At 65.3% G+C, this 20308-nt stretch carries 23 protein-coding genes and 2 tRNA genes; 10 read left to right on the top strand and 15 right to left on the bottom strand.

Annotated elements, in window-relative coordinates:
• The first annotated feature begins 16 nt into the window (after window positions 1–16).
• A complete protein-coding gene (locus tag M0R89_RS02450) occupies window positions 17–712 on the top strand; it encodes a potassium channel family protein (protein WP_248650979.1) in 696 nt (231 codons plus the stop codon).
• A gap of 1 nt (window position 713) precedes the next feature.
• Window positions 714–944 carry an Lrp/AsnC family transcriptional regulator gene (locus tag M0R89_RS02445; RefSeq protein WP_248650978.1) on the top strand — a complete coding sequence of 77 codons (231 nt, stop codon included), beginning with the start codon at window positions 714–716 and terminating at the stop codon, window positions 942–944.
• A 6-nt stretch (window positions 945–950) separates the two neighbouring features.
• Here the strand turns inward: M0R89_RS02445 and M0R89_RS02440 are convergent, their stop codons facing one another.
• From M0R89_RS02440 to M0R89_RS02400, 9 genes are all read right to left on the bottom strand, one after another.
• Window positions 951–1505, bottom strand: coding sequence for a DUF5813 family protein (locus M0R89_RS02440; RefSeq protein WP_248650977.1), 555 nt, complete (start codon window positions 1503–1505; stop codon window positions 951–953).
• 171 nt (window positions 1506–1676) lie between these two features.
• Window positions 1677–1759: transfer RNA gene (locus tag M0R89_RS02435), tRNA-Leu, on the bottom strand.
• Window positions 1760–1946: 187 nt separating this feature from the next.
• Window positions 1947–2495 (bottom strand): peptidylprolyl isomerase, encoded by a 549-nt coding sequence (locus M0R89_RS02430; RefSeq protein WP_248650976.1) that lies wholly within the window; start codon window positions 2493–2495, stop codon window positions 1947–1949.
• A gap of 106 nt (window positions 2496–2601) precedes the next feature.
• Window positions 2602–3003, bottom strand: coding sequence for a DUF7344 domain-containing protein (locus M0R89_RS02425; protein WP_248650975.1), 402 nt, complete (start codon window positions 3001–3003; stop codon window positions 2602–2604).
• A 189-nt stretch (window positions 3004–3192) separates the two neighbouring features.
• Window positions 3193–4245 carry an ABC transporter ATP-binding protein gene (locus M0R89_RS02420; RefSeq protein ID WP_368408851.1) on the bottom strand — a complete coding sequence of 351 codons (1053 nt, stop codon included), beginning with the start codon at window positions 4243–4245 and terminating at the stop codon, window positions 3193–3195.
• Window positions 4238–5485 carry an ABC transporter ATP-binding protein gene (locus M0R89_RS02415; protein WP_248650974.1) on the bottom strand — a complete coding sequence of 416 codons (1248 nt, stop codon included), beginning with the start codon at window positions 5483–5485 and terminating at the stop codon, window positions 4238–4240. The genes M0R89_RS02420 and M0R89_RS02415 overlap by 8 nt, the downstream gene beginning before the upstream one ends.
• On the bottom strand, window positions 5485–6555 hold the full coding sequence (locus M0R89_RS02410) for an ABC transporter permease (protein ID WP_248650973.1): 1071 nt from the start codon (window positions 6553–6555) through the stop codon (window positions 5485–5487). The genes M0R89_RS02415 and M0R89_RS02410 overlap by 1 nt, the downstream gene beginning before the upstream one ends.
• Window positions 6555–7541 carry an ABC transporter permease gene (locus M0R89_RS02405; protein ID WP_248650972.1) on the bottom strand — a complete coding sequence of 329 codons (987 nt, stop codon included), beginning with the start codon at window positions 7539–7541 and terminating at the stop codon, window positions 6555–6557. Before M0R89_RS02405 ends, M0R89_RS02410 begins: the two co-directional genes overlap by 1 nt.
• 39 nt (window positions 7542–7580) lie before the next feature.
• A complete protein-coding gene (locus M0R89_RS02400) occupies window positions 7581–9227 on the bottom strand; it encodes an ABC transporter substrate-binding protein (protein WP_248650971.1) in 1647 nt (548 codons plus the stop codon).
• 131 nt (window positions 9228–9358) lie between these two features.
• Between M0R89_RS02400 and M0R89_RS02395 the strand changes: the two genes are divergently transcribed.
• The 4 genes from M0R89_RS02395 (at window position 9359) to M0R89_RS02380 (ending at window position 12478) form a co-directional block, all read left to right on the top strand.
• Window positions 9359–9994, top strand: coding sequence for a reverse transcriptase-like protein (locus M0R89_RS02395; RefSeq protein ID WP_248650970.1), 636 nt, complete (start codon window positions 9359–9361; stop codon window positions 9992–9994).
• A gap of 588 nt (window positions 9995–10582) precedes the next feature.
• Window positions 10583–11095: a CBS domain-containing protein gene (locus M0R89_RS02390; RefSeq protein ID WP_248650969.1), complete on the top strand. Its 513-nt coding sequence runs from the start codon at window positions 10583–10585 to the stop codon at window positions 11093–11095.
• Between the two features lie 57 nt (window positions 11096–11152).
• Window positions 11153–12076, top strand: coding sequence for a DMT family transporter (locus tag M0R89_RS02385; protein ID WP_248650968.1), 924 nt, complete (start codon window positions 11153–11155; stop codon window positions 12074–12076).
• A gap of 168 nt (window positions 12077–12244) precedes the next feature.
• Complete coding sequence (locus M0R89_RS02380; RefSeq protein ID WP_248650967.1) at window positions 12245–12478, top strand: hypothetical protein; 234 nt, start codon at window positions 12245–12247, stop codon at window positions 12476–12478.
• Window positions 12479–12537: 59 nt separating this feature from the next.
• Here M0R89_RS02380 and M0R89_RS02375 read toward each other — a convergent pair whose 3' ends face one another.
• Window positions 12538–13506, bottom strand: coding sequence for an aldo/keto reductase (locus M0R89_RS02375; protein WP_248650966.1), 969 nt, complete (start codon window positions 13504–13506; stop codon window positions 12538–12540).
• 228 nt (window positions 13507–13734) lie between these two features.
• A complete protein-coding gene (locus M0R89_RS02370) occupies window positions 13735–14031 on the bottom strand; it encodes a DUF8028 family protein (RefSeq protein ID WP_248650965.1) in 297 nt (98 codons plus the stop codon).
• Window positions 14032–14439: 408 nt separating this feature from the next.
• Here M0R89_RS02370 and M0R89_RS02365 point away from each other — a divergent pair, with 408 nt between their 5' ends.
• Together M0R89_RS02365 and M0R89_RS02360 are read left to right on the top strand one after the other, a co-directional pair.
• Window positions 14440–14709 (top strand): winged helix-turn-helix domain-containing protein, encoded by a 270-nt coding sequence (locus M0R89_RS02365; protein ID WP_248650964.1) that lies wholly within the window; start codon window positions 14440–14442, stop codon window positions 14707–14709.
• A gap of 184 nt (window positions 14710–14893) precedes the next feature.
• Complete coding sequence (locus M0R89_RS02360) at window positions 14894–15235, top strand: DUF7344 domain-containing protein (protein WP_248650963.1); 342 nt, start codon at window positions 14894–14896, stop codon at window positions 15233–15235.
• A 351-nt stretch (window positions 15236–15586) separates the two neighbouring features.
• Here M0R89_RS02360 and M0R89_RS02355 read toward each other — a convergent pair whose 3' ends face one another.
• From M0R89_RS02355 to M0R89_RS02345, 3 genes are all read right to left on the bottom strand, one after another.
• Window positions 15587–16168 carry a hypothetical protein gene (locus M0R89_RS02355; RefSeq protein ID WP_248650962.1) on the bottom strand — a complete coding sequence of 194 codons (582 nt, stop codon included), beginning with the start codon at window positions 16166–16168 and terminating at the stop codon, window positions 15587–15589.
• A gap of 430 nt (window positions 16169–16598) precedes the next feature.
• On the bottom strand, window positions 16599–16856 hold the full coding sequence (locus M0R89_RS02350) for a DUF7314 family protein (protein ID WP_248650961.1): 258 nt from the start codon (window positions 16854–16856) through the stop codon (window positions 16599–16601).
• A gap of 297 nt (window positions 16857–17153) precedes the next feature.
• A tRNA-Met gene (locus M0R89_RS02345) sits at window positions 17154–17303 on the bottom strand.
• Between the two features lie 319 nt (window positions 17304–17622).
• Between M0R89_RS02345 and M0R89_RS02340 the strand changes: the two genes are divergently transcribed.
• Window positions 17623–18018: a DUF5830 family protein gene (locus M0R89_RS02340; RefSeq protein ID WP_248650960.1), complete on the top strand. Its 396-nt coding sequence runs from the start codon at window positions 17623–17625 to the stop codon at window positions 18016–18018.
• Between the two features lie 46 nt (window positions 18019–18064).
• Here the strand turns inward: M0R89_RS02340 and M0R89_RS02335 are convergent, their stop codons facing one another.
• On the bottom strand, window positions 18065–19354 hold the full coding sequence (locus M0R89_RS02335) for a DUF7115 domain-containing protein (RefSeq protein ID WP_248650959.1): 1290 nt from the start codon (window positions 19352–19354) through the stop codon (window positions 18065–18067).
• A gap of 170 nt (window positions 19355–19524) precedes the next feature.
• Between M0R89_RS02335 and M0R89_RS02330 the strand changes: the two genes are divergently transcribed.
• A complete protein-coding gene (locus M0R89_RS02330) occupies window positions 19525–20172 on the top strand; it encodes a TVP38/TMEM64 family protein (RefSeq protein ID WP_248650958.1) in 648 nt (215 codons plus the stop codon).
• The last annotated feature ends 136 nt before the right edge of the window (window positions 20173–20308 follow it).

The raw sequence follows: 20308 nt of genomic DNA, 5'->3' as shown, positions 1-20308 counted from the left end.
TCGCGTAAGCACTACCATGCGATTCGTTATCATAGGCTCGGGTCGGGTGGGGCTTCGGACGGCCCGCGTCCTTCGGGAGGAGGGCCACGAGGTCACGCTGGTCGAGCGAGACGCCAACAAGGTCGAGCGCGCCCGGAACGACGACTTCGAGGTCGTCGAGGGCGACGGCGGCCGCGAGGAGATTCTGAACCGGGCCGACCTCGAATCGGCCGACGCTCTCGGCGCGCTGACGGGCAACCTCAACGTCAACCTCGCGGCGTGCATGGTCGGCAAGCACTACGACTGCCGGACGGTGCTGCGCATCGACGAGGACTACCGCGAGGACATCTACCGGAAGTTCGCCAGCGACGTGGACGAGGTGGTCTACCCCGAGCGCCTCGGAGCCATCGGCGCGAAGAACGCCCTTCTCGGGGGCAACATCCGAGCTATCGCCGACATCGCCCAGAGCCTACAGGTCGTGGAACTCACCATCACCGACGAATCGCCGGTGAAGGGCTACTCCATCAGCGAACTCTCGCTCCCGGCCGACTCCCGCATTCTGGCGTTCGGCAAGGCCGACGAACCGATGGACATCCCGCTGTCCGACGACTCGCTCGAAGTCGGCGACCGTCTCGCGGTCCTCGCGGACTTCGAAGTGCTGGAGGACGTGCGACAGATTCTGGTCGGGGACGCCAGCAGAGCGAGCGCGCAAGCGATGACGGGAGGGAACTGAGATGGTCACAGCCTACGTCATGGTCAAGGCGAACACGGGCGAGGCGGACAGGCTCAAGAGTTCGATTCTCGACATCGACGGCGTGGTGGACGCCCACATCGTCGCGGGCGACGTGGACCTCGTCGCGAAACTCGACGTGGACTCCACCCCGGAGGTCAAGGAAATCGCGGCCGACGGGATTCAGGGCATCGAGGGCGTCGAGGGCACCCAGACCTACATCGCGATGGACTGAGCGGTCTCAGAGGGGCGCGCCGCCCGACTCGGCGGGGCCGTCGGACCCACCCGGCCCGCCGGAACCGTCCTCGTCGTAATTCTGTCTCGCGCGTTCACGTAACCCCGCGGCCGGTTCCCGGTAGTCGTAGCCGGGGATGATTCCCTGTACCCACGTCCCCTCGACGTACTCGACTACCGCCAGCGCGTCCTCGACGGCCTGCTCGGGGTCCGACGACGCGAACTCGACGGTCACGACCACCTCGTCGCCCTCGCGCTCGACGTCCGGCGGCGCGGCGTCGGCGTTGGTGACGGTGTGAGCGTCCTCCAGTCGGAGTTCCAGCGTCTCGAACCAGCCATCTTCGACGACCTCGGCGACCTCCTCGCCCTCGACCACGGCGTCGAGCATCGGCGTTCGGACTTCGACGCTGTACGCGTCGCTCGTCCCCTCACCGTCGTCCTCCGCGTCGGTCACGGAGACGACGCCGGGGAACGGTTTCTCGGGCGTCTCGAACCGACCATCGTCGGCTTCCTCGAAGTCGGGGTGCTCTCGGAACGCGCGCTGGACTCGTTCGTCGGTCATTGTATCCGAGTAGTGGATTCGGGAAAATGGGGGTTTCGACCTCGTTCTGACTGTCGGTAGACTTCGCCGTAGGCGCACGGCCAACGCTTTCGAATCCGTCCTGACCGATTTCCGCGGCGCACTGAACGTGCGAGCGCACGAGGCGCTCGCGGCGTAGCGCGCCGAGAGAAATGCGAGGGATGGGATTCGAACCCATGGACTCCTACGAGAGCGGGTCTTAAGCCCGCCGCCTTTGGCCGCTCGGCAACCCTCGCGCAGGAGAGGATTGACCGTTCGTACCGAAGTGGGTTTCGGTACGGAAGTCCGGCCCCGGTGATTTTTCCCCCGGTCGGCGAAAATTCGGGGCGGACCGTCGGCGGTGGTTAATCATGCCGGTCTCGCCCGGGATTCGAGTCCGAACGCGGGACGGACTCCCTCGAAAAACCGCTCGAAACGGACTGCTCAGTCGTGAATCTCGACGCGTTCGAGCGTCACGTCCTCGTTGGGGCTGTCGTTGTGGTCGGTCGGGACCGAACCGATTTCCTCGACCACGTCCATCCCGTCGATGACCTCGCCGAAGACCGCGTGGCGGTCGTCCAGATGCGGTTGGGCGTCGAGGGTGATGAAGAACTGCGAGCCGTTGGTGTCGGGACCGCTGTTGGCCATCGAGAGGATGCCCGCGTCGTCGTGGCGGAGTTCGTCGTGGAACTCGTCTTCGAACTCGTAGCCGGGGCCGCCGCGGCCGGTGCCGGTCGGGTCGCCTCCCTGAATCATGAAGTCCTCGATGATTCGGTGGAACGGCACGTCGTTGTAGAGCGCGTCGCCTCGGACTTCGCCCGACTCGGGGTCCTCCCACGTCGTCGTGTCGGGCGCGGGGTCCTCGCTCGCGGCGGGGTCGTGTTCCGCCAAGTTGACGAAGTTCTCGACGGTCCTCGGGGCGCGCTCGTCGAACAGTCGGACTTCGATGTCGCCGTGACTCGTGTGCAGCGTCGCAGTCAGGTCGTCTGCCATGCCTTCGAGAAGGAACGCTGGACGGATAACGGTGCCGAACGCGAACCGGGTCCACCGCGCGTAGCGGGTGCTCCGCGCCGAGTGGTCCCCGCGCCGAGAGGTGGGATTACCGCAAGTCCACGTCTGCGGCCGCTCGCAGGCACTCCGCGACGCCCGGCGAGTCGGCGAGTCGAACGGTGTCCGCGTCGGCGTCGTGGACCACGACGCCGACCTCGGTCAGTTTCGGCAGGTGCATGCGGTGGAGTTCGGTCCGGGTCTTCTCGATTTCGGCCGACGTGAGGACCGCGCGGGTCTTCTCGGTCATCGACGCGGCCAGCAGTTCCGCGAGTTCGTCCACCGGCATCGGCCCGCCCTCCTGTGCGAGGTAGTGACAGATACACCGGCGTCGGTGGTCGGAGAGCGCCCGAAATATCGCGTCGAGCGATTCGCTATCGCTGTCTATCGGCAGCACGTCCTTTTCGGAGACGTTCGGTGGGGAGACGGACTCCCCGTTCTGGTCTTGGCTCATAGCTAATCTGGAACGGACGCGGCGCGTCGCCGCTTTCCGCGACCCTCGGTTCGGTTCTCCGCGGTCGATGTCCGAGGGCCGCGCGAGGTGTCGTTCCGTAGTTCGACCACTACGCTGACGGAAATAAGGGTGATGCCCGACTATTCAAGCCGGCCCGGTTAAACGCCCGAAAAGGATAAGAAGCGGCCGTCAGTCGTCGGCCGTCTGCTCGGGCGCTCGCTCGTCAGTTTCGAGCGGCGGACTCTCCCAGTACTCGTGGGACTCGACCCGTCGGAAGCAGGCCGCGCGGTGGTCCTCGTCGTCGACCGGGTAATCCTCGGGGGGCGACTGCGCGCAGGCCTCCCGTGCGTACGGACACCGCGTGTGGAACCGACAGCCGCTCGGCGGGTCCCGCGGCGAGGGCACGTCGCCCGAGAGCGTCTCGACGTCCCGGCCCTGCTCGCTGGTGTCGGCCCGCGGGACGCTCTCCAGCAGGGCCTCGGTGTAGGGGTGGCCGGGGTTCTCGAATATCTCCTCGACCGGTCCGACCTCCACGATTTCGCCCAGATACATCACGGCCACGCGGTCGGAGATGTGCCGAACCACGCTCAGGTCGTGGGCGATGAACAGGTACGTGAGACCGAACTCGTCCTGCAGGTCCTCTAGCAGGTTGAGAATCTGGGCCTGCACCGACACGTCGAGCGCCGACACCGGTTCGTCGCAGACGACGAAGTCCGGTTCGAGCGCCAAGGCCCGCGCGATGCCGATGCGCTGGCGCTGGCCGCCCGAGAACTCGTGAGGGTAGCGGTCCACCTGTCCGGCCGACAGGCCGACTCGCTCCATCAGTTTCGCGACGCGCTCGCGGCGTTCGGCCTTGGTGCCGATGCCGTGAACGTCGAGCGGTTCGCGGACGATTTCGCCGGCGGTCATCCGCGGGTCGAGGCTGGAGAACGGGTCCTGAAAGACGACCTGCGCCCGCTCGCGGAACTCGGTCAGGTCGTCCTTGTCGAAGACGTTCTCGCCGTCGAAGTACATCTCACCGCCGGTCGGTTCCCGGAGTTTGAGCAGGGTCTCGCCCGTCGTGGACTTGCCGCACCCCGACTCGCCGACGAGGCCGAGCGTCTCGCCCTCTCGGACCTCGAAGCTCACGCCGTCGACGGCCTGCACGCTCTCGGGTTCCCGGCCGAGGAGTCGGTCGGTGAGGTTGTCCTGCTCGTAGTAGTACTTCTGGAGGTCCTCGACGCGGACCAGCGGGTCAGTCATCCGCGCTCACCTCCTCGGGTTCCGAGTCCTGCTCCCGACGCGCGTCGCTCTCGAAGTAGTCGTCCGGAAGCGCCCGCGTCGGGTCGTACTCCTGTTGGGCGAGGACGCACCGCGCGCCGTGTTCGCCGGCCTCGGTCCGCCCGCCTCGGGGCTCTCCCGTCTCCACGTCGAACTCCGGCGGGTGGTTCAGACACTCCTCCATGGCTTTCGGACAGCGGTCGGCGAAGTAACATCTGTCTTCCATCTCCTCGTCGTAGAGGTCCGGCACGTTGCCCTCGATGGGTTGGAGTCGCGGCGCTGGGTCGTCCAAGTCCGGAATCGACCCGAGCAGGCCCTGCGTGTAGGGGTGAACCGGGTCGTCGAACACGTCTTCGAGCGTGCCGCGCTCGACGACTTCGCCGGCGTACATCACGCCGACTCGGTCGCACATCCGGGCGATAACCCCGAGGTTGTGGGTAATCATCATGATGCTCATCCCGGTGTCCTCCTGCAGGTCACGCAGGAGGTCGAGAATCTGGGCCTGAATCGTCACGTCGAGCGCGGTGGTCGGTTCGTCGGCGATGAGCAGGTCGGGTTCGCCCGCCAGCGCCTGGGCTATCATCGCGCGCTGGAGCATCCCGCCCGAGAACTCGTGGGGGTACTCGTCGGCCCGTTCGGCCGGGTCGGGAATGCCGACCTGTTCGAGCAGGTCGATGGCCTCGGCCCGACTCTCCTCGCTGACGTAGCTCCGAGACGGGAGGACCGTGCTCGTGAGCAGGTCGGCGAGTCCGAACCCCTGCGTTCGCGACCGAGTCGTCCGCGGGTTCGAGCGCGCGCGGCGCTGGACCTCGACCGCTTCGGCAATCTGCTCGCCGACGGTCAGCGAGGGGTTCAGACTGCTCATCGGGTCTTGGAAGATGGTGCTGAACGACGGCCCGCGGAGCGCCCGCCGGACGTTCTCGGGCACCCGGCGCACGTCCACGAACTCGCCGTCCACGGCCTCTGGGGCGTCGTCCCGGACCTCGTCGGCGAGGTCGGCGTTCCGATACCAGACCTCGCCGCTGGTGATGCGGCCCGGCGACTCCACGAGGTCGATGACCGAGAGCGCGGTCACGCTCTTGCCCGACCCCGACTCGCCGACGATGCCGAAGACCTCGCCGTCTCGCACGTCGAAGTCCACGGACTCGACCGCGTTGACCTGTCCGTCCTCGGTGAAGAACCGAGTCGAGAGGTCCCGGACGCGGAGGAGGTCGTCGGCCATCAGACGCCACCTCCCTCGCCCTCGATACCGGGGTCGAGCGCGTCGCGAAGCCAGTCGCCCACGAGGTTGATGCCGATGACCGTCAGCACGATGGCGACGCCGGGAACCGTCGAAATCCACCACGAGGAGGCCAGATAGTCCCGGCCCTGCGCGATGTCGAAGCCCCACGAGAGGCTGGTTCCCGAGAAGCCGAGGAACGACAGCGCGGATTCGAGCAGGATGATGGCCGCGATTTGGATGGTCGCCAGCACGAGGATGGGCGTCACGCTGTTGGGCAGGATGTGCTTGCGAAGGATGAAGCCGTCGCCGGCGCCCACCGAGCGGGCGGCCTTGACGTACTCTTGGCCCTCGATGGAGAGCGCCTCACCCCGGGCGACGCGCGCGAACCACACCCAGTTGACCAGTCCGACGACGAGGATGACCGTCCCCGGAAGCGCGAAGGTCTCGGGCATGTTCGGCGCGATGCCGGCCTGCACCAGCGGGTCGGGCACTCTGACGACCGCCCGGCCGAACAGGCCGACCAGCGCGACCGCCAAGACGAGCGAGGGGAACGCGAGCATGACGTCGGCGCTCCGCATCAGCGCGTCGTCTACCTTCCCGCCGTAGTAGCCGGCGACCAGACCCACGGTCACACCGACGGTGGCGGCGATGGCCGTGCCCAAGAGACCGACCAGCAGAGAGGTCCGCGCGCCGTAGATGACCCGCGAGAGCATGTCTCTGCCGAGCGAGTCGGTACCGAGGGGGTACTTCGGCGTCGCCGACACCGTGACCGTCTCGTTGACGACCTCTATCGAACCGTTGACCATCTGGGAACTGGTCTGGGTCGTCGTCTTGCTGAACCCGAGCGGCGGCAGTTGCGACCGGTCGAGGTTCTGGTTCGTGGGATTGTGGGGCGCGAACAGGGGCGCGAACAGCGCCACCAGCACGATTGCGACCACGACGACGATACCGACCTTCGCCAGCGCGCTCTGGCGAAGTTCCTTCCGGAGGTTCCGGACGGTCCGCGGGGAGACGCCCCGCTTGAGTCCGTTCCAGAACAGGTCTACGAGTCTCTCTATCGGTCCGGCCATTAGTGAACCACCTGCGGGTTGATGTAGGCGTACAGCGCGTCCACGAAGATGTTGATGACGACGAATCCGGTTCCGATGACGATGAGCGACCCCTGAATCAGCGGCCAGTCGCGGGCGTTGATGGCGTTGATGAGCAGGGTTCCCAGTCCGGGCCACGCGAAGACGGCCTCGGTGATGACCGCGCCGCCGATGAGCGTGCCGAGTTGGAGGCCCAGCACCGTGATGACCGGTATCAGCGTGTTCCGGAGCGCGTGCTTGTATCGGACCAGCGTCTCGGGAAGGCCCTTCGCGCGCGACGACCGGACGTATGGCTTGCCGAGTTCGTCCAACATGCCGCTTCGCGTGAGCCGCGTGATGAGCGCGGTGAAGTAGGTTCCGAGCGTAATCGCCGGGAGCGTGATGTGGGCGAGCCACGTGACGAGTCCGGAGAACTCGAACTCGGTGAACAGCATCGCCACCGCCGGGAGGAACCCGATGCCGCGCCGACTCGTCGGGAACAGGCCGAACTGGACCGACAGAATCAGCACGAGCATGATGCCGAGCCAGAAGTTCGGCGTCGAGATGCCGACCAGCGAGAAACTGGTCGCGGCGTAGTCGGCCGGTTCGTGTCGCCGCGTCGCGGAGATTACGCCCAGCGGAATCGAGATGACGACCGCGACGATACTCGCGGCGACGGCGAGTTCGAGGGTGGCCGGGAGTCGAGCGAAGATGAGTCCGCTCGCCTCGACGCCTCGAATGTAGGAGTAGCCCATGTCGCCCTGCAACAGGTTCCAGAGGTAGTCGAAGTACTGGACGTAGAACGGTCTGTTGAGACCCAACTCCGTGGCTATCTGCCGGCGCAACTCCTGGCTCGCGTCCAGCGGAGCCACGAACGTAACGGGGTTGCCGGGCGTGATGTACCGGAGTCCGAACACCACGGTCACGACGCCCCACACGACCAGTACGCCCTGTGCGCTACGCTTGAGCAGGAATCGTCCCATCGACATCAGGCATCACTCCGTCGAAAACGAAACATGAGTCGAGGCTTACTGACCGTCGGCCGGTGCCATCGCGTAGGCGTCGATGCGCTCGTCGCGGCGAGCCTTCCACTGAACGCGATTTTGGACGCCGTAGACGCTGTACTGGCGATTCAGGAATATCCACGGCGCTTGGTCGTGGAGAATCTTGTTGACCTCCTGCAGCGTCTTATCGCGCTTGCTCTTGTTGCCCTGGTTCTGGGCCTGCTCCATCATGCTGTCGACCTTGTCGTTGCTGTAGGACGTGAGCGCGCCGTCGGTGGTCAGCAGCGGGATGATGGTCTGGCTCGCGTCGAACGTCGCGTTGCCCCAACCGATGAGGTAGAAGTTCGGCGCCGTCTCCAGCTTTCCGTCGGTGAGTTCGCCCGCCAGCGTCGCGAACTCGCGCTGCTTGACCGAACACGAGACGTTCGAGAGCTGGTCGATCTGGTTGGCGACCGCTTGGGCGATTTCCACGTCCTTGAGGTAGCGACCGACCGGGGTGTGGAGCGTGATAGACGCCCCGGCGTGGCCGCTCTCCTCGACCAGTTTCTCGGCCTTCGACTTGTCGTGAGGGAACGGGTTCACGTCGGAGTTGTAGCCGAAGAAGCCCTCGAGCGTGGGCTGACCGGTCGGGTCGGCGAAGTTCGAGAGGACGTTCTTGATGATGCTCTGGAGGTCCACCGCGTGGTTCATCGCGCGGCGGAACTTCGGACTGGAGAACGGTTCGACGTTGTACTTCATCGCGTTGTAGATGATGCGCGTACTCGGTGCCGCGCTGAGTCGGGTGCTTCCCGTACTCTTGACCCGCGAGATGTCCTGTGGCGGCACGTTGACGATGACGTCCGTCTCGCCCTCCAGCAGTTGATTCACCCGAGTGCTCGACTCCTTGGCCGCACGGAACGTCAGCGACGTGACCGCGGCCGGTTCCCGCCAGTAGTCCTGGTAGTTAGAGAACTCGACCTTCACGTCGGACTGGTACTCTTCGAGCTTGAACGGACCGGTACCGTTCATCTGCTTGGCGATTTCGGACTTCGAGCGCTCCTGCACCCACGACTTCTGCATCACGTCGCAGTACGTCGCGAACAGCGAGAACACGACGGGGTTGACGCCATCGGACATCACGTCGACCGCGCGCTGGCCGTCGACGACCTTCGCGCCCGTGACGCCGGCGAGTTGGTCGGACTGAGGGCTCGCGATACCGACGTTCTCCTTGACGATGCGGTTGATGCTGAACGCCACGTCCTCCGGCGTCAGTTGGTCGCCGTTGTGGAAGGTGACGCCTTCCCGGATGGTGAACCGGACGCGACCCGGCTCTTGGCGCTCGTACTTCGTCGCGAGCTTCTGGACGATTTTCCCCTTCCGGTCCCGGCCGAGCAGTCCCTCGTAGGCGTGGAGGACCACGTTGTCGGTCGGCGTCGAGCGGTGGTTCTGGGGGTCCAGCGTGGTCGGCATCTGACCCTGCGTGATGGTGACGGCGAACTCCCCACCGCCACCGCCGCTCTCCTCGGTCGTCTCGGTCGATTCGGCGGTCGTCTCCGCCGTCGTCGTGTCCGTCGCGGTCGTCGTCCCCTGTCCACCGCCGCCGCCGGTACAACCTGCCACCGAGGCGGTCGCGGCCGCGGCACCCGCGGCCGTCAGAAACTTCCGTCGAGATGTGCCTTCGTCGTGTGCCATATCCAGTACAACAGCTACTATGGCATAAATATGCTGTGGTGACACACACCATTCGCCGCTCTCGCGGTTCACTCGGCCGTCCGGTGGTTCGCGGCCGTAAGTTTAAGTTACACCGGACCGATACGTCGTATATGGCCGTTCACGGCCGTTCCTCCCCACTGCGGGCACTGTTCGACGAATCGCCCACGCCGCACATCGCACACCCGCCGCGGACGCACCACCGCGATTTCTACGTCGCCACCGACGGTTCCTACAGCCTTCAGAGCGGCGACGGCGGGTTGGGCGCTATCATCGAAACGCGAGACGGTGAGCGGGTCGCTCGCCTCTCGGTCCCCGACGAATCGGTCACGGACAACAACGTGGCCGAGTATCGGGCGCTCCACCTCGGACTCGACGTACTCGCGGCGCGCGCGCCGACCGGGGCGCGGGTCGGCGTCCTCGTGGACCACGACGACCTCGCGGCCAACGTCAACAGCGCGGCGTTGGCGACCCGTCGGACGGACCACACGCCCCCGCGGGAACTCTCGGTTCCGCCCGCCGGCAAACACCACTGGCGCGGGATTCGAGCGCGGGTCTGTCAGTTCGGCGAACTCCGGGCCGCGGTCCTCGAGAGCGGTCAGAACCCGGCCCACGCGCTGGCGAACGCGCCCGAGGAGTTCGCCCACGTCAACCGCGAACCCGACCGCTGTCTCCTGCCCGAGCGACCCGCCTCCAGCGAGGCCCAGATTCCGCCGCCCTCGCGGGCCGACCGGAAAGCCAGCGACTGACGGAACCGCGGCGGGCGAGCACCGCCGTTTCGCGTTCGGCGGACCGAACCCGCCGTCCGAAGATGCGCCGCGTTCGACAGTCGGTCGCAAACGACGTGGCCGCCGCTATCGGGACTCGCGGAGGGCGGTCGAACGCCGCGTCCGGTCGTCGTTGGGCGGCGGTTTTCCCCGAGCGTGCGGCGGCCTACTCGACCATCCCCACGGCGTACACGTGCCTGCGGAGTTCCTCCTCGGAGTCGAACGACTCCCCGCACGCCTCGCAGACGTACTTCCTCTGCTCCCCCATGTCAGTGCGGACGCCCGGGAGCGGGGTAAACGTTGCTCGAAGCGTCGGATAACGCGCACGAGTAGCGCCGCGACTGGCGGGTACGTCGGCGAAACGGTGCGAGCGAGGCGACGACCGGACACGCGCCGAGTTGGTCTCGCTTTCGGGTTTAAGCGTTCGTGGGACTCGGTACGGCTTCGCACACCACCCTCGCGGATGAAGATGGTATCGAGCAAGAAGCGGTCAGCGTTCGAGGTGAGGTCCGGCGTCGAACCTGTCGCGCGACCGGAAACGATACGGCCCGCCGCCCCGCAGGTTCGAGTATGAACGCCCGCGACCTGATGACCACCGACGTGAAGACGGTCCACGAGGACGACGAAATCAGCGACGTGCTGACCCGTCTGGCCCGAGCGGACTTCAACGGCTTCCCTGTCGTGGACGACGACGAGCGCGTGGTCGGCATCGTCACGCAACACGACCTCGTCCACATCTTTCAGCCGAGCGACCGGACGCTCTGGATTCCGGTCGGCTTCCCGCCGTTCCTCGAAACGCTGGAGTACGCCATCGACCTCTCGTGGGACGAACTCGACACGGAACTCGACCTGCTGAAACACTCGAACAAGCCCGTCCGGACGGTCATGACCGAGGACGTGGTGACGGTCGACCCCGACACCGACTTCGACCGCATCCTCGACCTGCTGGCCGACGACGAACGGGACATCAACCGCCTGCCGGTCGTGGACGAGCGCGGCGGACTCCTCGGAATCGTGGCCCGACAGGACGTGCTTCGGGCGGTCCGCGACGAGCGACGCGCGGCCGAGGCGTCGGCGGAATAACCGGCAAGCGCCGAGGCCCATCGAAACGTTCAGGCCCCGAGAGACGCCAGTGAGAGCGTGAGCAGATATCGGAACGTCGCGCTGTTCGTCGCGCTGGCCGCGGTCTGGGGGTCGGCGTTCATGGCCATCAAGGCCGGACTCGACTACTTTCCGCCCGTACTCTTCGCCGCCATACGCTACGACATCGCGGGCGTGCTGATGCTGGCCTACGCGGTGTACGCGACCGACCGCTGGCGGCCCAGAACCCGCGGCGAGTGGCGACTGGTCGCAGTGGGGGCGACCCTGCTAATCGCGGGGTACCACGCCTTCCTGTTCGTCGGCGAACAGTACACGACCAGCGCCGTCGCGGCGGTCATCATCAGCCTGAACCCCGTGCTAACGACCGGGTGCGCGCGGCTCTTACTCCCGAGCGAGCGACTGACCCCGGCGGGCATCGCGGGTCTCCTGCTCGGACTCGTCGGCGTCGTCGTCCTGAGCGACCCGAACCCGAACAACCTCGTGACCTCGGACGTGGTCGGTCAGGCGCTGGTGTTCGCCGCGGCCGGGTCGTTCGCGCTCGGGAGCGTCCTGACTCGGCGCATCAAGGCCGAACTCCCCATCGAGACGATGGAGGCGTGGTCGATGGTTCTGGGCGCGCTATTGATGCACGCCATCAGTTTCGCCCGGCCGAGCGAGTCGCTGGCCGCGGTCCGGTGGACGCCCGAGGCGATTTGGGCGATGGCGTACCTCTCCGTCGCGGCGAGCGCGCTCGGTTTCCTCGTCTACTTCGACCTGCTGGACCGACTCGGTCCGATCGAAATCAACCTCGTCTCGTACGTCGCGCCCGTCTTCGCGGCTATCTCCGGTTGGTGGTTCCTCGGCGAGGTCATCGACCTCACTACGGTCGCGGGCTTTCTCGTCATCTTCGCGGGGTTCTGTCTGGTGAAACGCGAGGCGCTGGCCCGCGAACTCCCCAAACTCCGCGCGGTCGTGAGTCGGTAGTGGCGCTCGGCCGTGGCGTGGCGGTGACGCCCGGTATGGTTTCGAGGCGGCACTCGACTGTCGCGCGGTGACGTTCGGCGCGGTTCGCTGGTGACGGCCCGGGGCAACTCGGCGAGAGCGCTACCCGGACCAGAAGGACTTTGACGGCCCGCCGAACACCACCGACAAATGACCGAACGGGGAAACGAGTTCACCGGGTTCGCGCCCGAGCGTACCGAAACCGACCGGGGTCGGGCGGAGCGGGTCCGGTCGCGGGCCGCGAAAGTTCTCTTCGTCGTCGGACTGGTGGTCGTCGCCGCGAACAGCGCGCTGTACTTCTTCGACGTGCAATTGCTGTCACACCCGGCAGTCTCGGTCCTCGGACTCGCGCTGTTACTGCCGCTGTATCTGCGTGAACGGTAGGAAACCGCGAGAGACCGCGAGACGAGAGAGCCGCGGAGATCAATCGCGGCGGAGCGAATCTACTTCGCCTCGGCGAGTCGCTGGAACTGCTCGGCCGAGAGGTCGATGTCGGTGGCCGCGAGGTTCTCGCTCAACTGTTCGACCGTCCGCGCGCCGACGATGGGGGCCGTGACCTGCCCGTGTTCGGTCAGCCACGCGAGACTGACCTGCGCGGGACTGGCACCGACCTCCTCGGCGACTGCCTCGACGGCCTCTAGCGCGTCGAAGTTCTCGTCGGTGAGGTACGAATCGCGGAATTGCTGGTCGGTCGCGCCCCGGGTCCCCTCCGGCGGTTCCTCTCCACGACTGTACTTGCCCGTGAGGAATCCGCCCGCGAGTGGACTCCACGGGACGACGCCGATGTCGTAGTCGGCGCACATCTCGAGGTAGTTCCCTTCGATTTCGCGATTGGCGAGGTTGTAACGGGGCTGTGCGAGTTTGAACGGTTCGTAGCCGCGCCTGTCGGCCAGTTCGTTGGCCTTGGCGACCTTCCACGCGTTCGGTTCGAGCGTCGAGGCACCGAGGTAGTTGACTTTGCCGTCGCGGACGAACTCGTCTAACGTGCGCACGAACTCCTCGGCGGGCGTCTCGTCGTCCCAGCGGTGGATGTAGAGCAGGTCCACGTAGTCGGTCCCGAGACGCTCCAGAATCTCGTCGACGTTGTTCCGGAGGTGCTTGCGCGAGAGGCCCTGACCGTTCGGGTCGTCGCGGGTCGGCCAGTAAATCTTCGAAGCGACGACGAAGTCCTCGCGCTCGCGCTCGGAGAGCCAGTCGCCGATGTACTCCTCGGCCCGCCCGTCGCCGTACATGTCCGCGGTGTCGATGAAGTTCCCGCCCGCGTCGGCGTAGGCGTCGAGGAGTTCGTGGGCGCGCTTCTCGCCGATTTCGACCTCGCCCTCGTCGTCCTCCCGACCGAAGCGCCACGTTCCGAACGCCATTTCGCTGACTTTCGTCCCGGTCGGACCGAGCGAGACCGTGTCGAGTTCCATGTTCCGACGTTTCCCGAGCGACCGGTTAAACTCGTCCTTTCGGTCGAGCGACCACCGGTCGGACACTCGCGGAAACGAGCGCGAACGGCGAGCCGAGGAGGGGTCGAGAATAGTAAAGACCGTAGCGAACAGGACAGAGACGCTGAAACGAGACGGAAGCGGGCGAAGGGAGGGCGGTGGAAACGTTGGGGAGGCAGCGGCGAGACGGAGGGAGGGCCGAAGCGGTCGTCACTCGCGCTTGTGACCGTGCCCGGCGAGGAGGGCAGCGAAGTTCAGCGCCAGCAGGCCGACGAAGGTCAGCGATTCCCCCGTCGAGGAGATACCGTTGAACAGGAGCGGGACGTAGAGGAACGGGAGCGCGATAGCCGACCAGAAGCCGAGGACTTCGAACGGCGTCGTGAGGGTGTGTTCCCGATACTGGTCGTACAGCGATGCGAGCTTGGTGCGCCCTGCGGTCGCTTCACCGGCCTCTGCCGGGGAGCCGATCGCGGAGTTGCTTTCGTTTTGGAGGGTGGATTCGGTCATGGGGGCCATCTCGACCTCAATAACTCGTTGAACCGGGAGGGCCATATAACGGGGCGAGCGTTAGCGCGATTTCAGAATAGTTCATCGGCGAACGCGCAAAAATAGTACCTTTCAAAACCGCCTCTAACGCCTTCGTAAAATTTAAAGCCGTTTCTGAGGGTTTTTCTCTCAGATAATCTCTGTTTAGAAATGTGTCCATACTGCGGGGGAAAGCGGGGTAATCAGGCGTTGCCTGTGTCGGAACAGGCGGTGCCGACGGCTGTTTCGGTCGGAGTAGGGCGTCGCCATCGCACCCGTTAGAGAGTCGGTAAGGAGTCGGCTTCTACCGCTGTACCGACAGCGCCGAAAACGCCGACCTGTCGGCGTCGCCGATAAAACGTGAAGGGAGAGCGCGAGAAACGGGTTCGTATGAGCGAGCGAGCGGACTGGATGCACCCCGAGGACGAACACCTGCTCGCCCTGCTCCGGACCGAGCGCAAGGACACGTTCACCGCCATCGCGGCCCAGTTACCGCTGCCCCGAGAGCGGGTCGCGGAGCGTTGTCGGACGCTGGCCGCCCACGGACTCGTCGAACACCTCGGAAGCGACATCTACACCATCAGTCCGCTCGGAGAGCGGTATCTCGACGGTGAGGTCGGGCCGGCCGAACTCCGAGTCACGGAGCACGAGGACGAGTAGTCGTCGGCGCGTTCCGGTCGCCGCTCCCGTCGCTCGGAACGACAGCGGGACGGAACCCTTGCTTGTAGACCGAACTGCAACGGACACAACGGTCGGGAATCGCCGGGAGTGACGGTGGCGTTTACGATACCCCGCTGAGTTGGGAGCAGTAGACGCGGGCACCCCCCGCGACGAACGACCAACCATGGCCGCAACAAACCCCGAACACGTCAGCTTGGAAACGACCTTCGACCTGCTCGGTAGTGCCGTACGCCGGACCCTCGTCCGCGTCCTCGACGAGTCGGGAACCGTCACCCGAGACGACCTCACCGAGAGGGTGGCGAGCGTCGAGGCTGACGGCCCTGCCGACGAACGCGCGCGTCGTCAAGTGCGCATCGCGCTCCACCACAACCACCTCCCGCGACTCGCCGAGGCCGGTCTCGTCGTTTACGACGACGAGACGGTGACGGGAACCAGCCGCCTGGACGCTGTCGCCAGTGAGATTACGCGGTTCGACGAGAGCGAGCGAACGCTCGTTCGGTCCTAACTCGGATGGTCGTTCACGCCCTTCAGTGCACCGAGTGCGAGCAGACTCGCGTCGGGCGCGACACTCGCCGCGGCGTCGAACCGGTCCAGAAGCGATGTCCGGATTGCGGTTCTCGGTCGTACGAACGCTTGGCCGCAGTGCGGAGCGACTGAGTCGCGGCCCGCCGGTTCACTCTTCTCGTGACGGAGTGGAGACTCGTTCGGTAGCGTCTCGAAAAACGGCCGGGAGGGTTCCGCACCCGATTTCCCGTGCCCGACGTGAGTGACTCCATTTAGATGAGCGATAATCCGAGTGACGCTATCGACATACTGCTTGCCGGCCTCGGGGACCCAGTACTTGGCGGAGAAGGGGTTACTCGTCGTACGTGTTCCTGACGGTCTTCCGGTCGACTTCTTCACCATCTACGGAGAGGATAACTCGAAGCTCGAACGGTTCACCGTCTTTGAAGGATTCAGGCGGGTTGATATCGTCGTTGAACTCCTGCATCGTACCGCTCGTGGACGTCCCCTCGAACGTACGCTGGTCCGAGCGTTCTCCATCCGTAATCTGAACGGTGAGCCGAGCAGTATCCTCGAAGTACGTCTCGACATCGAACCCGATGTTGTTCGTTCCGATATCCGATTGGACGTCCACGTCGATTTGACTTATACGAGGGTCGACACTGCTCGAACTACTCTCGGTTTCCATCGATTGAGTCTCAGAACTGTCCGGGTTCGATTGCTCGTTAGAACTACCCGAGCTAGATTGATCTCCGCTCCCACCGCTGACATCGCTTTTTTCTTGGACGTTTGGGTCCTTAGGCGCGTAATCCTCCGAATCAATCATCCCGTCTCCGTCACTGTCGGATGGACCACTGTTACCGGAACAGCCTGAGAGGCCCGCAATTCCGAGTAAGCCAATACCGGTAAGGCACTGCCGTCGTGTTTTCTCCATAACAGCCAGGATTTCCGTGATTCGGAAAAGCATATTGGTCTCGAAAGGTTCTAGATAGAAAGTAGACCAGTGGCGAAGTGCTACCCGAGTCGAGCGAAATAAGCGGAATCGCTCACCGAACCCAACCGCGATTGGAGGTCGTCGATGACCTTCGTTGCTGTCGGCGGTGACAGGTTCGACATCCTCTCGTTTCCGAGTTCGACCGGAGGAAGGACACCACACTTTTCGCAACGCTGCCGGTCCTTATTCGTAGTTATAGAGAACGTGCGCCAAGTCGAACCTCGCACGGGGGGTCTAGAGCTTTCGCAGTTATCGGTCGTCTTTCACCTAAAAGAATGAGATGTTACGTAGAAGGGTCTGTTTCTTTCTGCAGAGTTAGTTAGAGACGGGATTACCTCCGTTTCCCCACCTTCGGTACCCACGGATTTCCCTACGAACTCCGAAGTTGATGAACTGCCGGGACGATAACCCAAAACACGAGCACACCGACTAGAGCAAACCAAAAAAGCGCGTCTTTCAGTACGAGCGCAAACTGTCCATAGGCTCCAACGTTCGTTGGATCCGGAGCGAGCAGCTGTGGTTCCTGTCTCGCTGCGAACGTTGGCGTGTTGTACCAGCCTGCGATAACCATCGAACCGAGACCACCGACGGTGGCAACACCGAGTCCTTTGATAAACTCGTCAGCCATATTACAGCTTCTGGCGGGGGCGAATGTGAACGGATGGGGGCATTGCAGGAGTGTAAGAATACCCACAAGAAATATACCGCGTTTATCAGTAGAACATAATGAGATACCTACAAAGAACGGTTCTCTGTGTACTTCTCGTCACCCAGGAGTGTCATCCGGAATATCTCGAGGTCAAGTAGCCGACGACTGCCAGTTAACGCAGGACGCTTTCGGCTACTGAGGGGGTGTCGTCGGGGCGTGGAGAATGGTCGCGTTGCTCTGTCACCAGATTACTCCGCCATCAAAAGCTTCGGGAGATGCCCGGGGAGGGCTCCGAACCCTCGATCTCCGCATGACCCAGGTACGAGGCTCGGCGGGCCTCTCGGGCATGGGAGGCTTCCAAGGCCTGAGCACCGAATCTCAGTAACCCTATGAGTGCGGCGCTATGTCCAGCTAAGCCACCCGGGCTCAGTTCTCCGTAGGGGGGTGCTACTCTTTAAAGTTCTCATCTTCTCTCGGTTCGGGACTCCGAGGCACGGTGATTTCGGGGCGGAGAAGTTGACGTGCTTACTGTTTCGCGTGGAACTGTTCCGGTTCGGCGGCAGCGAATCGACCTGTAGTTACTTCCCCTCGCGCAGACGCCAGAAGACAAACCGCGACTTTCGAGCCTCTGCTCTCGCAGACGCTCGTACGCATCGGAGTCGAACTCACTCCGAGTACAGGCGAAGCGCGCGAGTCGCCGGGTCTCGCGCAAGCTTTAATCCGATTCGCGGGAGAATCCGGAGTGATGGCCGACGACGAGGAACCGGCGAGCGACGGTCCCGCGGACGACGCCGACCCCGTGGAGGTCGGCGTGGAACTCCTCTCGAAACTCGAGGACCCCGAACTCTCGGTCGCGGAGGCCGTGGACCGCATCGAGACCGTCACCACTCACCCCGCCACGACCCGGAAGATTCTGGACGAGGCCGAGAAGCGCGGCGTCATCGAACGCGAGGACGGCATCGTCCAGACGACTGGCGGCGGCTACGTCAGCTTCCAGAGTGAAGTCGTCACGAAGGAGGGCGATTTCTCCTGTCGGCGGTGCGGCGCGGGCATCTCTACGGGCCACTTCATAAAACTCGACGCGGGGGAACACGGCGCGTTCGGCCCGGAGTGCATCCGAAAAGTCACCGGACGAGACTGACCCGGTCTGACGGCGACGCGTCGAATCAGTCGGCGAGAGGAGTCGACTACCGACCGCGGCTGAGTTCTTCGATGAGTTGCTGGAGCGTGTGCTGTTGCTCGGCCAGCAGTTCGTTCTGTCGCTGGACCGCCTCGGTCAGCGCCGCCAGTTGCTCCTCGGTGGTGTCTCGCTCCAGTTCCGAACTCGCCGGCTCGAACCCCGAGTCGGCGAACCCGCTCGATTCGCCGACTTCGGCCTCCGCGTCTGCGGTTTCGGCGCTCCCGTCGGCGGTGTCGGCTGTTGCGGCGCTGTCGGTCGTAGCGGTGCCGGTAGCGGCGGGGCCGGTCGTTCGTTCCGCCGATTGTGCGCTCTCGGTCGTCTCTTCGAAACCTTGTCCCACGTCGCCGTCCGCCGAGGCCGACTCGGACGACTCCGCTACCTCGGGACCGGCGTCCGCGCCCGCGGCGGACTGGTCCGACGTACTCGCCTTCGCGGCGCGAGCGGCGGCCTCGCTGGCTTCGTCCGCGGTGACCTCGTCGTCGCGTCGGTCGCCGGTCGTCACGCTCGCCTCGTCTTCGATGATGGCACCGTCGTCGTCGAGTTCCGGCGGGTTGGCGTCGATGGGGTCCACGCCGCCGCTGGCGAGCGGGTCGGCCTCCTGCTCGGCCTCGTCGTCGTCCGCGGCGGCCGCGCCCTCGGCCTCGGCCTGCTCCTCGGGGTCTGCGTGTGCGCGGGCGAACTCGTCGTAGGAACTCGCGCCGTGATGAGAGAGTAGCGCGCGCTCGATGCGCTCGCGGACCTCGCGGGTCTGGTCGCTCGGCGTCTTGATTCTCTGGGGTCGGCCCTCGCTCTCGATGATAATCTGGGAGGAGACGCTTCCCTCCTCCACGTCGAGGGCGGTCACGTCGTCGAAGTGGAACTCCTCGTAGTCTTCGTCCCAGACCGCCGCGCCGACGTGCTTGACGACGCGCTCGCTGGTGATGACCAGCGTGAGTTCGCTGAACTGGTAGGTCTGCTTGACCGTCTCGTCGGGACCCGTCACGTCCGCGGCGTTCAGCACGCCCGCCAGTACGGGGTGGAGCGCCTCGTAGAGGCGGTTGCTCGGTATCTTGAACTTCTCCTCGCCGTCGATGCCGTAGTCGAGGCTGATGGCCGACTTGCGCCGTCCTTCGGAGATTTCGATGCGTTCGGCGTCGTGCGGGTACTCCTCGACGGACTCGTCGCTCAGGAGTCCGTCCGCGCGGTAGATGAGGGTCCGCGTTCGAGTCACGTAGAGACCGTCCTCGCCGCCGAGGGAGACCTGCGCCGCGACCTGTTCGCCGTCGAGCCGGGACTGTACGATTCCGGGAACGCTCATGCTCAGGTATGATTAGCCCCCCGGCTTAAATCCGCCGGGTAAGTGGCGCGATGTTTTCGACCCGGCGCGAGACCGGTCGGAGAGCGCACTCTGCGGTAGTCCGTGGTCGGTTCGGCCCGACGAGACCGACCCGAAAAGAGGATACCGACCGAACGGAAACCAACGGGGCGATGGCCGACTTCGCCCGCCGTCAGGTCGCCGGATTCGCCCTCCTCGCGGTCGTCGCGGCTGGAAGCCTGCTCGCCGGACCCGACCGCCTCCTCGAAGTCGCACGGGACCTCACGGACCGCCCGGCGGTCTTCGGAGCGCTCCTCGTGGGCGTCTACCTCGTCCGGCCGCTGTTCGCGTGGCCGACCACGCTCGTCGCGGTTCTCGTCGGCTACGCCTACGGACCCGTCGTCGGCTTCCCGGTCGCGCTGGCGGGCACGACCGCGAGCGCGCTCCTGCCCTTCCTCGCGGCGCGCTACGTCGGCGCGGGGTCGGGGCTGGTCGCGCGTCTCGGCGACTCCGGCGAGCGGTTCTTCGCGGCGACGGGCGACCTGCGGGGGATGGTCGCCTCGCGCCTCGCGCCCGCGCCCTCCGACCCCGTCTCGGCCGCGGCGGGCCTCTCGGGCGTCTCGACCGGCGCGTTCGTCGTCGGGACCGCGGTCGGCGAGGTGCCGTGGACCGCCGCGGCCGTGCTGGCCGGCGGGTCGGTAGACCGCCTCTCGACCGCGGGACTGACCGCGATTAGCTGGGAACTCCTCGCCGCGGGCGGCGCGGTGGCGGTCGCGCTCCTCGCCGGACCGGCCTACCGCGCCGTGAGCGTCCGGCGGTAGTCCCGCCGCGAAGGCACGCTCGAACCCCGGCCGCGACGGCGCGGACCGATCGCGGTCACGCCCGAATCTGGAACGAAATTGGTACGGAGTTGGAGCGAACCGGGAGCGAAGTGGGCTGGAGTTCGAAAAATCCCTT

Source organism: Halorussus limi, from assembly GCF_023238205.1.
Classification (GTDB): Archaea; Halobacteriota; Halobacteria; order Halobacteriales; family Haladaptataceae; genus Halorussus; species Halorussus limi.
The sequence above is the reverse complement of the archived record's forward strand: the minus strand, read 5'-3'. Positions and strand labels throughout refer to the sequence as shown.

Excerpts from the sequence above, each read along its gene's own strand:
- M0R89_RS02450 (WP_248650979.1), top strand. The coding sequence starts at position 17 with ATGCGATTCGTTATCATAGGCTCGGGTCGGGTGGGGCTTCGGACGGCC.
- M0R89_RS02445 (WP_248650978.1), top strand. The coding sequence starts at position 714 with ATGGTCACAGCCTACGTCATGGTCAAGGCGAACACGGGCGAGGCGGAC.
- M0R89_RS02440 (WP_248650977.1), bottom strand. The coding sequence starts at position 1,505 with ATGACCGACGAACGAGTCCAGCGCGCGTTCCGAGAGCACCCCGACTTC.
- M0R89_RS02430 (WP_248650976.1), bottom strand. The coding sequence starts at position 2,495 with ATGGCAGACGACCTGACTGCGACGCTGCACACGAGTCACGGCGACATC.
- M0R89_RS02425 (WP_248650975.1), bottom strand. The coding sequence starts at position 3,003 with ATGAGCCAAGACCAGAACGGGGAGTCCGTCTCCCCACCGAACGTCTCC.
- M0R89_RS02420 (WP_368408851.1), bottom strand. The coding sequence starts at position 4,245 with ATGACTGACCCGCTGGTCCGCGTCGAGGACCTCCAGAAGTACTACTAC.
- M0R89_RS02415 (WP_248650974.1), bottom strand. The coding sequence starts at position 5,485 with ATGGCCGACGACCTCCTCCGCGTCCGGGACCTCTCGACTCGGTTCTTC.
- M0R89_RS02410 (WP_248650973.1), bottom strand. The coding sequence starts at position 6,555 with ATGGCCGGACCGATAGAGAGACTCGTAGACCTGTTCTGGAACGGACTC.
- M0R89_RS02405 (WP_248650972.1), bottom strand. The coding sequence starts at position 7,541 with ATGTCGATGGGACGATTCCTGCTCAAGCGTAGCGCACAGGGCGTACTG.
- M0R89_RS02400 (WP_248650971.1), bottom strand. The coding sequence starts at position 9,227 with ATGGCACACGACGAAGGCACATCTCGACGGAAGTTTCTGACGGCCGCG.
- M0R89_RS02395 (WP_248650970.1), top strand. The coding sequence starts at position 9,359 with ATGGCCGTTCACGGCCGTTCCTCCCCACTGCGGGCACTGTTCGACGAA.
- M0R89_RS02390 (WP_248650969.1), top strand. The coding sequence starts at position 10,583 with ATGAACGCCCGCGACCTGATGACCACCGACGTGAAGACGGTCCACGAG.
- M0R89_RS02380 (WP_248650967.1), top strand. The coding sequence starts at position 12,245 with ATGACCGAACGGGGAAACGAGTTCACCGGGTTCGCGCCCGAGCGTACC.
- M0R89_RS02375 (WP_248650966.1), bottom strand. The coding sequence starts at position 13,506 with ATGGAACTCGACACGGTCTCGCTCGGTCCGACCGGGACGAAAGTCAGC.
- M0R89_RS02370 (WP_248650965.1), bottom strand. The coding sequence starts at position 14,031 with ATGACCGAATCCACCCTCCAAAACGAAAGCAACTCCGCGATCGGCTCC.
- M0R89_RS02365 (WP_248650964.1), top strand. The coding sequence starts at position 14,440 with ATGAGCGAGCGAGCGGACTGGATGCACCCCGAGGACGAACACCTGCTC.
- M0R89_RS02360 (WP_248650963.1), top strand. The coding sequence starts at position 14,894 with ATGGCCGCAACAAACCCCGAACACGTCAGCTTGGAAACGACCTTCGAC.
- M0R89_RS02355 (WP_248650962.1), bottom strand. The coding sequence starts at position 16,168 with ATGGAGAAAACACGACGGCAGTGCCTTACCGGTATTGGCTTACTCGGA.
- M0R89_RS02350 (WP_248650961.1), bottom strand. The coding sequence starts at position 16,856 with ATGGCTGACGAGTTTATCAAAGGACTCGGTGTTGCCACCGTCGGTGGT.
- M0R89_RS02340 (WP_248650960.1), top strand. The coding sequence starts at position 17,623 with ATGGCCGACGACGAGGAACCGGCGAGCGACGGTCCCGCGGACGACGCC.
- M0R89_RS02335 (WP_248650959.1), bottom strand. The coding sequence starts at position 19,354 with ATGAGCGTTCCCGGAATCGTACAGTCCCGGCTCGACGGCGAACAGGTC.
- M0R89_RS02330 (WP_248650958.1), top strand. The coding sequence starts at position 19,525 with ATGGCCGACTTCGCCCGCCGTCAGGTCGCCGGATTCGCCCTCCTCGCG.